This window comes from Verrucomicrobiia bacterium, from assembly GCA_035946615.1.
Lineage (GTDB): Bacteria > Verrucomicrobiota > Verrucomicrobiia > Limisphaerales > UBA8199 > DASYZB01.
In genome coordinates, this window is sequence record DASYZB010000002.1 from 15474 (window position 1) to 29962 (window position 14489).

Annotated in this window: 8 protein-coding genes; 3 read left to right on the plus strand and 5 right to left on the minus strand. The window is 59.6% G+C overall.

What is annotated here, in order from left to right; translation table 11 throughout:
* The first annotated feature begins 93 nt into the window (after positions 1-93).
* On the plus strand, positions 94-3252 hold the full coding sequence (locus VG146_00235) for a DEAD/DEAH box helicase (protein HEV2390765.1): 3159 nt from the start codon (positions 94-96) through the stop codon (positions 3250-3252).
* Between the two features lie 174 nt (positions 3253-3426).
* Positions 3427-6456: a proline dehydrogenase family protein gene (locus tag VG146_00240; GenBank protein HEV2390766.1), complete on the plus strand. Its 3030-nt coding sequence runs from the start codon at positions 3427-3429 to the stop codon at positions 6454-6456.
* A 107-nt stretch (positions 6457-6563) separates the two neighbouring features.
* Here the strand turns inward: VG146_00240 and VG146_00245 are convergent, their stop codons facing one another.
* A complete protein-coding gene (locus tag VG146_00245; GenBank protein HEV2390767.1) occupies positions 6564-6881 on the minus strand; it encodes a hypothetical protein in 318 nt (105 codons plus the stop codon).
* Between the two features lie 263 nt (positions 6882-7144).
* Here VG146_00245 and efp point away from each other — a divergent pair, with 263 nt between their 5' ends.
* Positions 7145-7702: an elongation factor P gene (gene efp, locus VG146_00250; GenBank protein HEV2390768.1), complete on the plus strand. Its 558-nt coding sequence runs from the start codon at positions 7145-7147 to the stop codon at positions 7700-7702.
* A 12-nt stretch (positions 7703-7714) separates the two neighbouring features.
* Here efp and VG146_00255 read toward each other — a convergent pair whose 3' ends face one another.
* The 4 genes from VG146_00255 to VG146_00270 form a co-directional block, all read right to left on the minus strand.
* Positions 7715-8779, minus strand: coding sequence for a polysaccharide biosynthesis/export family protein (locus VG146_00255; protein HEV2390769.1), 1065 nt, complete (start codon positions 8777-8779; stop codon positions 7715-7717).
* 108 nt (positions 8780-8887) lie between these two features.
* Positions 8888-11875 carry a polysaccharide biosynthesis/export family protein gene (locus tag VG146_00260; protein ID HEV2390770.1) on the minus strand — a complete coding sequence of 996 codons (2988 nt, stop codon included), beginning with the start codon at positions 11873-11875 and terminating at the stop codon, positions 8888-8890.
* 132 nt (positions 11876-12007) lie between these two features.
* Positions 12008-12637, minus strand: coding sequence for a response regulator transcription factor (locus tag VG146_00265; GenBank protein HEV2390771.1), 630 nt, complete (start codon positions 12635-12637; stop codon positions 12008-12010).
* Positions 12564-13736, minus strand: coding sequence for a histidine kinase (locus tag VG146_00270; GenBank protein ID HEV2390772.1), 1173 nt, complete (start codon positions 13734-13736; stop codon positions 12564-12566). The genes VG146_00265 and VG146_00270 overlap by 74 nt, the downstream gene beginning before the upstream one ends.
* Positions 13737-14489: the final 753 nt, after the last annotated feature.

The window sequence follows — 14489 nt, forward strand, 5'->3', positions numbered from 1 at the left end:
CAAGCGACGCCTCAGATGCGTCCGTCATTTCAAACGAGCTGCGCAGGACTACGGCGTTGCCAGGCACGCACGGTGTCCGGCACAATTGGGCGGATGAGTTTCACCGAATTGACGGATGCCTTCTTCATGAAGGCGGCCGGTTGGGAGGCGGTCAAGAATGCCCGCTCTTTGCTGGCGGAGGGCAAGGTCATTTCTTCGAACTGGACGCCGCCTTTGCTCAAAGGCGTTGTGCAGGAGGGCGCGTCGTCGTATCGCGCGGGCCTGGTCATCAAGGGGCCGGTGGACATAGACAACCTCTGCACCTGCCGCGCTTCCCGTGAGGCGGGCATCATCTGCGCGCACTCGGTCGCCGTGGGGCTTCACCATTTGGTGAGCACGAAGGCGCCCCCACGGGGGAGCGACACCGCCACACCATTACCCGGACGACTCGGCATAAGACCCGTCGCTCACGAGCCGGAGCCGCAACCGGGACCAAAACTCAAACGCGCCGCGGACGGTGAGCGCCTGGAAATCTCCGTCATTCTGCCGCCCACCTTTGCCACGGGTATCGAACGCGGGAAGGTGATGGTCACATTCGAGGGCAAGTGGAGCCGGGGTCGCGTGCCCCTCAGCGTGCTGCCAATGAACCAGGCCTTTGCTTTGTCGCCGGAAGACACGCGCCTGCTGGACAAGGCCGAGGAACTCGCTGGGAACGAAACACCCGGCGGCTTGATGCTCAATTTGGGGGAATTGACCCAACTGCTCGAAGCGCTGGCCGGTCACCCGCGCGTGGCGCTGGGGCGCAATCCACCGCTCGAGGTGCGCGCGGCGGCGTGGCGCGTGCCGGTGGAAGCGACGCTTGAAACCTCCGGGGAAATTCGGCTGAACCTGCCCCCGAACCTTCAGCCCCCGACGCTGATTGCTGGGGAGTCGCTGTGGGCTTTTCGGGGAGAATCGCTTGAACCAGTTGGTTTGCCGGCGCAATGGCGCGAATTGTTTCGCGGGCCGATGAAATTGCCCCGCTCGCGCGGGCCGTTGTTTCTGAGCCAGGAACTGGCCGTGCTGGAGGCCGAGAGCGAAGTGGATGCCAATTTTGGCATTGATGAGTTCACCCTCGAGCCCCAGTCGCCGCGCTTCATCCTCGCGCTCAACGGCGGGCTGGCCCAAGTCCAAGCGCAGCTCCAGTGCGCTTACGGCCCGCGCATCATGACCGTGGGCGTGACGGCCAAAGACGAGTCGCTCTGGCTGCCGGACCCGAAGTGCACCACGCGTTACTCAACGCGCGCTTTTGCGGCGGAGGTCGCGGCGGCGGAGCGGATGCGCCGGGCGGGCTTCACCGGTCCGGACGCGCAAGGGCGCTGGAATTTGCACGGTGAGAGCGCCGTAGTGCGTTTCTTCGCGCGCGACTACGTCCGCTGGAAAAAGGAATGGGAGGTCTCGCTGGCGGAACGCCTTCAGCACAGCACAACAAAGAATTTTGAAAGGCTCGAACCGCGCTTTGAAATCCGGCCCTCCGGGGAGCGGTGGTTCGATGTCGAGATGTCGTTGGCGTCGGCGGATGGCGAGAAATTTTCTGCGGCGGACATTCAGCGCCTGATTCTGTCCGGCAACGGCACGACCCGGTTGAAGAATGGCCGCATTGCCCTGATTGACACCGGCGCGCTGGAGGAGTTCACCGAGGTGCTGCGCGACTGCGCGCCGCAGCAACACGCCAAAGGTTACCGCTTCAGCGACATGCAAGCGGGCTTTCTGGACGCGACGTTGCGCCAGCAGCCCGGCTGGCAGGTGCAGGCGGCTGCCGGCTGGCGCGAACGCGCCGCACAACAGAGCGGCCAGGCGAAACTCACGTGCCCGCCGCTCGGTCCGCTCGAAGAGGTGCTGCGGCCCTACCAACGGCAGGGCGTGGCGTGGTTGCAGTTCCTCCGCGACAATAAATTCGGAGGCATCCTCGCAGACGAAATGGGCTTGGGCAAAACGCTCCAGACGCTGGCGTTCATCCAATCCTGCCACACGAACCGCAAGCTCTCCGGCCCGGTGCTCATCGTCTGCCCAACCTCGCTGGTCTTCAACTGGCTGGCGGAAGCCAAGAAGTTCACGCCCGGCCTGAAGGCCATGGCGCTGCACGGCACGGGCCGTCACGAACACTTTGAGTACATCGCCGGGAGCGATCTGGTCGTCACCAGTTACGCGCTCATCCGGCGGGACGCGGAGCGGTATCGCGAGTTGGAATTCGACACGCTCGTGCTCGACGAGGCCCAGCACATCAAAAATCGGCAAACCCAGAATGCGCAGGCGGTGAAAGCCATCCACACCAGCCACCGCCTCGTTCTCACGGGCACGCCGATGGAAAACTCGGTGCTCGATCTCTGGAGCATTATTGATTTCCTGATGCCCGGCTACCTTGGGTCGGCGACGGATTTTCGCGAGCGTTACGAACAGCCCATCACGCGCGACAAGGACGAGGCCGTCCAGGCGCGGCTCGGACGGCGGCTGCGGCCTTTCATCCTGCGCCGGCTCAAGACCGAGGTGGCCAAGGATTTGCCCGCGAAGCTCGAACAAGTTTCCTTCTGCGAACTCACCGACGACCAGGCGCAGATTTACAAGCAGGTGCTTGCCGTCAGCCGCAAGGAAGTCATGGACGCCGTCGGCGCCCAAGGCGTGGCGAAAAGCAAGATGATCGTGCTCAACGCGCTGCTGCGCCTGCGCCAGATTTGCTGCGATTTGCGGCTGCTCAAGCTGGACAACACTCAGTTCACCGATGACAACTCCGGCAAGCTGGCGATGTTTGGCGAGTTGCTCGAGGAGGCCATGGATGGCGGTCACCGCATGCTGGTCTTCAGCCAGTTTACGACAATGCTCACTCTCCTTAAGGACAAGCTCTCGGCGGAGACCATTGAGTTCTGCTACCTCGATGGCTCGACGACCAATCGCGGCGCCGTCGTGGAGGAATTCCAGGGCAATGCGCAGATTCCCGTCTTTCTCATCAGCCTCAAGGCCGGCGGGGTGGGCCTCACCCTCACCGGGGCCGACACGGTGGTCCACTTTGACCCGTGGTGGAATCCGGCGGTGGAGGACCAAGCCACCGGTCGCGCCCATCGCATCGGCCAGACCCGCGTGGTGACCAGCTACAAGCTCATCGCGCGCGGCACGGTGGAGGAGAAGATTCTGGCGCTCCAGCAAAAGAAACGCGCCATCATCAAAGCCACCCTCGGGGGCGAGGAGACGCTGGCGGATAACCTGACGTGGGAGGAAATCCAGGGTCTGTTTGAGTGACGTTAACCGCTCTAACCGCATAACGGCTCGTGGTGTTGGATAGCCCGCTCCAAGGCTTGATGGCAGTTGCGTCCTGGACGCAAGCCAAAGGACGCCTCGTCATTGGCCCTGGCCCCCGTGGATGGCCACTGCTAATCATCTTGCCGGTACTCAAAAACTGCGTCAGGTTACCTTGTGAGCGCAACGGTCTCCACTGTCAGCCAGGGACAAAGCCCAACACCAACCGAGCTTGAACCCGCTATCCGGCAATGGGGTGAGCGCATCTTTAGCTTGATGGAGGCCGCCGAGGCTCCGTCGCTTTTCAGCAAAAAGGGCTTTTACGGCACGCTGATGGATTGGGCCATGCGTGACGAGCATTTCAAAACGCAGCTCTTCCGGTTTGTGGATGTGCTGCCGGCGCTGGCCTCTTCAAGAGAAATCGCCCGGCACCTGAAGGAGTACCTCGGCGAGGACCAGGTCCAACTCTCGCCTGCCCTGCGGATGGGGCTCAAGGCGGCAGGAGGCGCTTCGTGGCTGCTGGGGGCTGGGGTAAAGGCGCAGGTGACCGGAATGGCCCGCCAATTCATGCTCGGCAATGACCCAAAGGAGATAGCCGCCGCTTTGGCACAGCTCCATCAGCAGGACATCGCCTTTACTGTTGATGTCCTGGGCGAGGCGGTGGTCAGCGAGGCTGAGGCGGACCAATATGCGCAACGCTATCTCGAACTGATGGACTCACTCGCGCTCCAGATAGCCAATTGGAAGCATCCGTCCAAGAGCAACGACTCGCCCCGCGGCCAATCCCCAGCTCTTAATCTTTCAGTGAAAATCTCGGCGCTCTATTCGCAAATCCATCCGGCTGACCCCGATACCGCCATCAGCGCCATCTCGCGGCGGCTCCGGCCAATCCTGCGCCGGGCAAAGGAGCTTGGCGCGTTCATCAATTTTGACATGGAGAGTTACGCCCTGAAGGACCTCACGCTCCGGCTGTTCAAGGCGATTTTTGCGGAACCGGAGTTCGCTGCGACGCCGGCGTGCGGGCTTGCACTGCAGGCCTACTTAGCGGAGTGCGAGATGGATTTGCGTGGCATCATTCAATTCGCCCGCGAACACCAGCGCCGGCTCACCATACGCTTGGTTAAGGGCGCCTATTGGGATTACGAAACGGTCGCCGCGCACCAACGGCACTGGCCGCTGCCTGTCTTTGGCCAAAAACCCGAGACCGATGCCAATTTCGAGCAGCTTTCCCTCGTGCTTCTCGAAAATGACGATGCTGTCGATGCCGCCTTTGGCACCCATAACGTCCGCAGCATCGCGCATGTGTTGGCTCAAGCCGAGCGTCTCGGGCTGGACCGGCGCGCGTTCGAGTTTCAGATGCTTTATGGGATGGCCGATCCGATCAAAGGGGCAATGCTTCAAACCGGTTGCCGGTTGCGCGAGTATTGTCCCGTAGGCGAACTGCTGCCCGGGATAGCCTATTTCGTGCGGCGCCTCCTCGAGAACACCTCGAATGAAGGGTTTCTGGCTAATAAATTCGCCAAAGGCGCCAGCCGGCAGGAGTTGCTCAGGGACCCGCGCTCGCTCGTCCAGCCCGAGCCAACCCGGGCGGTCGTGGTCGAAACGAGCGTGCTGGGCTCTGGAAACGGGCGGGGCTTCGTCAACGAGCCTCACACGGATTTCACCAGACCCGCCGAACGCCAGAAGATAGCGGCGGCCCTCAAAGAATTGCGGCGTAACATGGGTCAACGCCAGCCGCTCGTTATTAATCACAAGCCGGTTGCCACCCGGGATTGGCTCCCCTCGTTGAACCCGGCCAATCAGCGTGAGGTCATCGGTTACGCGGCTCAAGCAGGCATCGAGGAGGCAGAAGCCTCTTTGACCGCTGCGCGCCGGGCCCAACCGGCATGGGCCCGCACACCGGCGGATGAGCGCGCCGCCCTGCTCGAAAAGGTCGCGGACTTGATGCGCCGCGATAAAGCCGGTCTTTCAGCCCTGGAAGTTTTGGAAGCGGGCAAGACCTGGACGGAAGCCGATGCGGATGTGGCGGAGGCGATTGACTTCTGCAATTTCTACGCCGCTGTCATGCGTGAACTCGGCACGCCGCGCCGGACGCAAGCCGTGGCGGGCGAATCCAACCTCCAGCATTGGTGGCCGCGCGGCACCGGGGTGGTCATTGCCCCCTGGAACTTTCCTTTGGCCATTGTGACCGGAATGACTACCGCCGCACTGGTTGCCGGCAACACCGTCATCATGAAACCCTCGGACCAGACGCCGGTCATCGCCGCGCGCCTGATGGACCTGTTCATTGAGGCGGGCCTGCCGGCCGGCAGCATCAGCTTGATCACAGGTCCTGGACCAATCGTCGGCTCGCGGTTGGTCGAGCATCCCCAAACGGACTTCGTCGCCTTCACCGGCTCGAAAGAGGTCGGGCTTGCAATTTGGCAAGCCGCCGGAAAAACGTCCCCCGCCCAGCCGAATCTCAAGAAAGTCGTTTGCGAGATGGGCGGCAAGAACTGCATGATTATCGACAGCGACGCCGATTTGGATGAAGCGGTGACGGGTTGCATCGCTTCGGCCTTTGGCTATCAAGGCCAAAAATGCAGCGCGCTTTCGCGCCTGGTGGTTCTGTCGGACAGTTACGCCAGGTTTTTGGAACGGTTGATAGCAGCGACGGCTTCCATGCGGGTCGGCCCTGCCGAGACCCCGGGCACCTTGATTGGACCAGTTATCAGCCCCGAGGCGCAGCAGCGGATTCTGGCTGCCATTACCCAAGGAAAGCAGGAGGCGAAACTCGCTTGGCAAGGCACGGCGCCTGACGACCCGAACGCCTGTTATGTGCCTCCAACCATTTTCACAGATGTCCCGCCTGGCAGCAGCTTGTTCCGCCAAGAAATCTTCGGCCCCGTGCTGGCAGTGAGCCAGGCCAGAGACTTCGACGAGGCCCTTGCTCTGGCCAATGCCAGTGAGTTCGCGCTGACCGGCGGGTGTTACTCGCGCAGCCCGGTGAACATCGAGCGCGCGCGCCAGGAAATGGTCTGCGGCAATCTTTATATCAATCGCACGATCACGGGCGCTATCGTCGAACGCCAGCCTTTCGGGGGATTCAAGATGTCCGGCGGTGGGACCAAGGCGGGTGGGCGCGAGTATCTTCAGAATTTCTTGGTCTCGCGCGTTGTGACGGAGAATTGCCTGAGGCGCGGCTTCGCGCCGCAGGACGAATACTGAGGAGTCCCTAACATGAACTGCATCTTTAATCTGCCGATGCTTCTCCCTCTAGGTGTAGTCCATCCCACCGTCCTCCCAGCCCGAGAGCGGCGGGCGCATTAATCCCGTCACTGCCTCGTTTCGAGGTGAAATTTATGCAGGAACCGGTGGAAAATGGGCGCAAAGACTACCCCGAGAGCGGAAACGAATGCCAGTCCGCTGAAGAGGGCGTAGCAACCGGCAAAGAGTTTCCCGGCGCTGGTCTGGAGCGGACCGACCGGCCCCATGCCGGAGAGGATCATCGCGGCGTTCAAGAAGGAGTCCAGCCAGGACATCTTTTCAAACGCATGGTAGCCGGTCATGCCCAGACCCAACGAGCCCAGGATGATAACCAAGGCCGCACCGGCGCTGCGCGCCACCCGCGCATAGAATACGGGGCTCGGCACTAAATGTTCTCGTCGATGTTCATACATAGTTTCGTTGAGGTGAATTCAGCTCATCAGCGTAATCGGTTAGTGACGGCGGGCGCTGCCGCCTAAAGGCGGCGTTCCGCGCGTCCGGAACGCCGGCTTCAGCCGGCAACCCCGTAGTCACTGAGGCATCACTCATCAGCTCAAAACCGCGCTTGCATTCAACTGAAAGTTGGCTATATTCTCCGGCTCCCGTCGAGGAGAAACTCGGCGGGAATGTGTTTTTGATTTAGCAAGATATGCCAACAGCAAACGACCTGCGCCGGGGTATGGCGATTAATTATAACGGGGACATCTGCGTGGTTTTGGACAGCCAGCACCGGACCCCTGGCAACCTGCGCGCCTTCGTCCAGGCAACCCTGCGTAGCATCCGCAGCGGACGCTCCTCCGATGTCCGCTTCAGCTCCACTGAGAGAATCGACGTGGTCCCCATGGTGACTCGCAAAATGGAGTTCAGCTACAAGGACGGACAGGATTATGTCTTTTCTGACCCGGAGACCTATGAAACCGTCACCCTTTCACCGGAAATTGTCGGTGACGCCAAGAACTTCCTGGTCGAGAACGGGGGCGTCACGGTGACGTTTGTTGAGGACAAAGCGGTTTCGATTGAAATGCCGTCAAGCGTGGTCTTAACCGTTTCGGACGCCCCGGAAGGCATCCGCGGGGATTCGGCTAACAACGTCCAGAAGCCGGTGATCATGGAGACCGGAATCACGGTCCAGGCGCCGCTCTTTATCAAGACCGGCGAGAAGATTAAGATTGATACCCGAACCGGCAAATACATGGAACGGGCTTAATTAAGAGCGCTCTCACTGTATCGGCGGGGGAGCGATGGGGGGAATAATCTGGACGCCGCTGCCGACCGGGATGAAAACGCCGGCGGTGCCGGTGCTGGGAACGCCGATGAGCGAGCTGCCGCCATTAATGGCCGTGGAACTCACGAACGTGTCAATGGCAAGCTGGACGTATTTGATCAGATACCGATAAGGCGAAAAGGGCACATAGACAATATCCCCTGGCTCAAGCCCCAGGTCCGGCGCGTTGCCCTTGAGGACATTTCTGTAATCCACCACGGCGATCTGCGGATTGGAGAGAGAGCCGCGCACCACCGTGACATGGTGCATGTAGGCGCCGTTAATGGTTCCATAAGCTCCTGCTATAGCTCCTGCAACAGTCAACCCTGTTCGATAAGCCACCGCCCGAGGTTCAGACACCGCGCCCAGCACATAAACCACCCGGACCGTCGCGGCGGGGAAATAGACAAAGTCGTCCGGCTGCAGGTAAATGTTTTGGCTTAAATCACCTCGCCGGAGCAGGCGCTGGAAATTGACCGGCAAGAGTTTGCCTTCCCGCAAGACGAAGCTGCGGCTCAGATCGGCCAAATCATCGTTGGCCCCGGAGGTCTCCTGCTGGCGGAAGGAGGACATGCTGAGAGTGCCGCCGGCCATCGAAACTGCATCCAGCAACGTCAGCGGAGTCGCCAGAGGATAAACCCCCGGCGCTTGCACCCGCCCCAATACCCAGATGCGCTTGCTTTCCACTCCCCGCAGGACAATCGAGACTTGCGGCTGTTCGCGCACATATTTCGCCAGACCCTTCTCCAACTGCGCCTTGGCCTGAGCGAGGGTCAGGCCCCAAACATCTATGCCAGGAAGCAGGTTGAAATAGATTTTCCCGTCCGGGCCAACCACCGTTGTGGTTTTGCTGGCCGGATCACCCAGCAACTCGATGTCCAGTTTGTCCCCAGGACCCAGTGTAAACAGGTTGGTGCTGGGCCGCAGCCAGGCCGGATCGATCCGGTTGGTGAGTGTCACTGTCTCGAGCCGAACACCTGCTACTCGTCCGGGTGAGAAAACGGGGGCATGGCGTTCCATGGGAGTGCAACCAGCCAGGAAAACAACACAGAGGCAGAGCGCGCCCATTGTGCCAACATTGTTGGCGCGGGACTGCCTACCATGACTAGACATTGTGCCCATAGCGTTTCATTGAAGAGGGAATGGTTGCACGACATCCACACCGACCCAGGAGGCGATGACCGATTGGATAAAGGCGGTTGCCGCCAAATCCGCTGCCTCCTCCACCTTTATGAAAGGGCGTGAGTTGACGAAAATGATGTCCTTGGGCTGCAACTTGAAATCGGGTGCTTGGGCATCGAGAATGGCATGGGTGTTGACCACGAATTTTTCCGGATTGCTCAACGAGCCGCGCATCACAATGACGCGCATCTTAAAGGCTCGCTCTGTATAGCCGCCTCGCTCGGCTATGGCCCCGACCACTGTCAGAGTGGGAATGTAATCCACTGTTCCAGGCGAACGGACCTCTCCCAGAACATAAACCTGGTTGATGTCCCCTGGGGCCAGATAGATGTAGTCACCCGGTTCAATTGCGATGTTCTGCGACAGGTCGCCTTGTTGGAAAAGCCTTTCAAAATCCAGCGCAAAGCGTTTTCCCCGCCGGGCCAGAAAACTGCGTTTGAAATCAGCCAGATCAAATACGTTCCGATCCACCAGCGCGTTTTCCAGTCCATGCGCCCGGCCCAGGGCTTCGAGAACAGTCAAAGGCCGGTCCAGCACAAAGACACCCTTGGTCGCGACCTTTCCCAGCATATAATAATGCTTACTTCTATAGGCGATAGGAGTGATCATGCAATGCGGAGCGCGGCGATATTCCGACAAGGCCTGGTCCACTTTGTCGCGCAGTTCATCCACCGTCAGGCCGGCGGCCATCACGTCCTGCGCTTCGAGGTAACTGACCCGGCCATCCGGGCCAATGGCCACTTGGGCCCGGGTTAGGGCCGGTTCTCCATAGAGATTTAAAGTCAGCACATCACCGGGACCAAGGGTCAGGTGCCGTTCCCAGGCGGCGCGTTGGGCGGGGTTAAAGACAGAAAAGGAAGCATTGGTTTGAGCGGTAAAATCGGGGGCGATTGAACCGGCTGGTTGATTGGCCGCAGGCTCTGCCAAAGCCGGAGAGTTCGTGCCTTGCGCGCGCGCCTGATTCAGGCCCAGGAGGCCGGCCGCGAGGAAGCCGCCCATCCATCGGGGGAATCGTTGCTTGAGTGGCCGGCCCGGTTCCCGATTCAGGACAGCCCCAACCAGATTGCAGCGGGCATCACGCAGAGTTTCCAGTTGCTCGCGTGTTTCTCCGGCCTGTGCCGTGCCACTGGCTGTCAGCCAGAGCATATTGGGCAGATTCGACCCCAGCAGGACGGCCTCCGGAAGGCAGGCGGGGGGCAACTCGACCAGGATCACCAGGTTGTCAATTTCACGCCAGTGCTGCAGCGCCTCACGCCACTGGCAGCGCCGTTCCAGATTCCATACCCAGCCCGGCAGCGGGATATGCACCACCGGTTGGGAATTTGGCCCGATCAGTTGTTCCGTTACTTTGGCGGGCGAGGATAGGACGCTGGGGGTGATGGCGCTGGAATGGTTGTTGGTATGATTTGCTTCGGGCGCTTGAGGTTTTGGCTTTTCGGTTGGGGTAGAATCGCCGTTTGAATTGACGTGCTCAGGCGAAGGCCGGGTGGCAATGGTCAGGACCCGGAACCCGGTCATGCTGGCCGCTTCGGCCAAAAGACTGATCCAGGTCGAACGCCCCTCGCCGGGAGCCGAAGAGGTGATTCCGCAGACCAGGCCGTGATTGGCCGAGGGGCTGAGCCGGCCCTGGAGCATGGTCCAGGCGCGAAATGCCCATTGCGCGCGGTCGTGAGGTTCCATTTCGCGAAGGTTTCCCAAGGTGGTGAGCACCGGCAGTTTGGTAACCCGGGTGATATCATCGGGGGTTTTGAGCCGGTTATCCAGGAACTCGACCAGAAAAACCAGCACCAGGCTTGCCGCTAGTCCAAGGCCGCCTCCGATAAAAGTCACCAACCCTATTTTCAACCGGCGCCAGTTGTCTTTGACGGTCTTGGGTTCAGCCGCTGCATAGACGCGCACATTGCCCGGCTCATTGGCGGCATACAGTTCGGCCTCGCGTTCTCTCTTGAGCAGTTCCAAACGCCCATCTTCCAGGGCTCGCATCTTTATATGCACGATATCCAACTCCGGGCTGATTGCCTGGCCGGGCGCCGGAGGTGTCATGCCCACGGCTGCCTGTGGGGTGAATGAAGTTTGGGTCTGGTTTGTGGCAGCCTGGGCCATTTCGGAACGCAGTTGGGCGACGGCTTGTTCCTGGGCCTGCACTTTGGGATGAATATCGGTAAAATGGAGCTTGAGGTCATCAAGGTCCGCCAAAGCTTTTTGCAGCCGCTGGCTCAATTCATTGATGCGCCAATTGGTCTGCGCCAGCCGATTGGTATTGCCCAGCCCCGGGGGCACGGCAAAGAATTGCGCCTCGAGGTCCTTGATGTCTTTGTCAATCTCGGCCACTTGCTTCTGCAAGAAGTTGCTCGAAATCATTGACAACTGCCTTGCAGCCAGTTGCCGCGTATATTCCACTGCATTCGTCAGGTAAATATTAAGCAAATCGACCGCCTGACGCGGGTCGCGGGCAGCCAGTTGGACCTTGATAAGGTCCGAATCCGGATCGGGGTCCACCTTTAACTGTTTGGAAAGTGCGTCTGGCGAAATCGGCGGGAAAACCTCCTGGCCGACTTTTTTCAACAGCGAGGGATCCTGGATAAGAGCAGCAAAGGTATCGCCGGAGACGGGGGTGCCTTTAAAGGCCTCGTCCATCCCGGGAGTGTCGTAACGAATCAGTTGGGCGTTGGCGGTGAACTTGGGCCGGACGACATACCATCCCAGGAGGTAGAAGAGCCCGCCGCACAGGATCGTCCCCAGCACCAGCCAATGCCACCGTGGGGCCAGCAAATCCAGCGCAACCCACATGTTAAAGGGCTTGGAGGGACTGTGGCCGTTGGTCTGAAATGACGAGTGCCCGTTGCGTGGACTCTCTCCTGCCGAATATTCAGGTGCGGCGCCGGGATTGGGCCGGCCAAGCGGCCCGGCGTTCGCATTGAGATTATCCTTCATCAGTGATTTACGATGTCGATCTCAGTTCCGGCACAAATTGCATTCAACGAGGGCTAGCGTACAGGTTCCGCCGCTCGTTTTGTTAGTGGGTGAATACCTGAAAGGCCCTGGGGAAGACACACCAGCCGCTCCTTACTCAACAAGCTGGTGCTGCATCGCGTAGTGCATCAGCTCGGCATTGTTCCGCAATCCCATCTTTTCCAGTATGCGCGTGCGGTAGGTGCTGATGGTCTTGACGCTCAACGACAGTTCCTTCGCAATCTCGCTGACGATCTTACCCGAGGCGATCAGCCGCAGAACCTGAAACTCGCGATCCGAGAGCAATTCCTGCGGCGGCTTTTGGGTGTCGCTCGAAACATAGGTGGCTAGCTTTTCAGCCAGGGAAGTGCTCACATACCGTCCGCCCGCCAGTACTTTCTTAATCGCCCCTACCAATTCCTCCGGCGCGCTTTCTTTGGTCATGTAGCCGGAGGCGCCGCGCTTGAGCACCCGCACGGCAAATTGGTTTTCGGGGTGCATGCTCAAAACCAGCACCGGGACTTTGGGTTTGGACTTTTTAATCTCGCGCAGCACTTCCAAGCCGCTGCGGCCTGGCATCGTGATGTCAAGCACCACCACATCCCAAGTCTCTTTCCAGACCAGGTTCAGGGCTTCCTGGGCGTTGCGGGCCTCGCCGAAGGTGGCTCGTTTAAATTCTTCGGCCAGAATCTGCTTCAACCCGTGGCGCACCACGGCGTGGTCGTCGGCTAAGAGAATCTTCATGGTTTGTTTCCTGTGGCTGATACGGGTGCGCCAGTGGGATAGCAACGCTTACGCGTGTCCCTCCGCCGTGGGACAGGCGTCCGATTCGGAAAATCCCCCCAAGCAGGGCAGCCCGCTCGCGCATCCCCAGCAACCCCATCGATCTGGTATTGGACACCTCCGCTCGGGAAATGCCCCGGCCATTATCTTTGACCTCCAAGCTAATGCGCCCTTCGCCTTGCTTTAAAAAAACCTCGACGTGTGTTGCGCCCGCGTGCCGGATGATGTTCGTCAAGGTTTCCTGAAAAATTCTGAATAATGTGGTGCTCAGGTTTTGGTCGAGCTGCGGCTCGCGCACGTTGCTGTGGACTTCGCATTTGATGCCGGTTTTGGTCTGGAACTCATTGGCCTGCCATTCCAAAGCGGCCACCAGGCCCAGGTGATCGAGCACCCCCGGCCGCAGTTCGGTTGAAATCCGGCGCACAGTTTGGATGGTGGAATCAATATGAGCGGTCAAGGCGCGGGTCTTTTCCTGCAACGACTTGAGGTCCTTGGGCAGTTTATTGGCTATCCAGGACAAGTCCAATTTGCAACTCGTCAGGGCTTGCCCCAGCTCATCATGCACCTCCCGCGCGATGCGCGTCCGCTCCTCCTCGCGCACCGACTGCAGATAAACTGACAGGGCGCGCAGTTGTTTGTGCGATTCGCGCAGTTGTTCCTCTGCCCGCCGGTGTTGGGCGCGTTCCTCGGCCTCACGGAGGGCGCGATTGACCGCCGGCATCAACCGGGACAGCCGGGTCTTCAGCACATAATCCGTCGCCCCGCTCTTGAGGGTTTCTATCGCGACCTCCTCCCCCATCGTGCCGGTAACAAAAATGAACGGCGTTCCAGGGCATTGAGACAGGGCAATGCCCAGGGCATCATGGCCGTTAAAGCCCGGTAGTGAGTAGTCCGAGAGAATCAGTGTCGGCGGACGGTCTTGTAATTGCCGGACATATTCATCCTTGGTATCAACGCGCGACACCGAAAAACTCAACCCGCCTTTACGCAAGGCGAACTTGGTCAACTCGGCATCCGCCGCATCGTCTTCGAGCATTAAAATGTGAACCTCTTTCTTCAAACAAAGTCCAACAACACTACATTATACGCCAGAGCAGCGATTTGCCTAGCCGGGTCTATTGCGTTTGAACGTGAGGAGAACTTGCTCCCTGCATGATCCCGGCATGGGCGCCTCGACCACGAAATGAAAGTGGTTCAACACCAGCCAACCCGTGGACCTGCCCGGCCATTTTTTTCGCAGCCTTATCCCAGGATAACCAGGAACGGTCGCCGGTCCTCGTCGTCGTCAAAATTGACTCCTGGTGGTCCATGCCGGCGGTTGAACCGGAGTGCCCAGCAGGCCACTTCATTTCCAGGAACCACCTGCACTGGGGTCCTGACTGGGCCAAAAAGGCAGGTTTCACCCCATGGCGCCTTGAACTGAGAAGGCTTAAAAACGCAGCTACCTTTTCATGAAAGGAGAGGTGTCCGGGTGGCAAACTCGAGGGTGGGTCGTCATCGCCTCGTCCTCTGCCGGTCTCACCGAACTGGTTCAAAACAAAACCCAACCTGTGAGAGCAATGAAAGCCTTCAAAGCCCTGCCGCTGATCGCAGCCCCCTCAACACAGGCGCCTGGGAACCCGAGTGGTTACTATGCCAATGAACCACAAAATCGTCGCAGGCGCCGGCCTCTTAGGACTCGCACCATAATTATATTGCCAACTTAACTGAGTGATATGTATCTATGTGTGCATGAGGCGAGATGACGAGTTGGAAGCGGTGATCATTTCGAAATACGCGGTTGTCGCGCCGGTTCTGAACGAGCGGGCGCGCC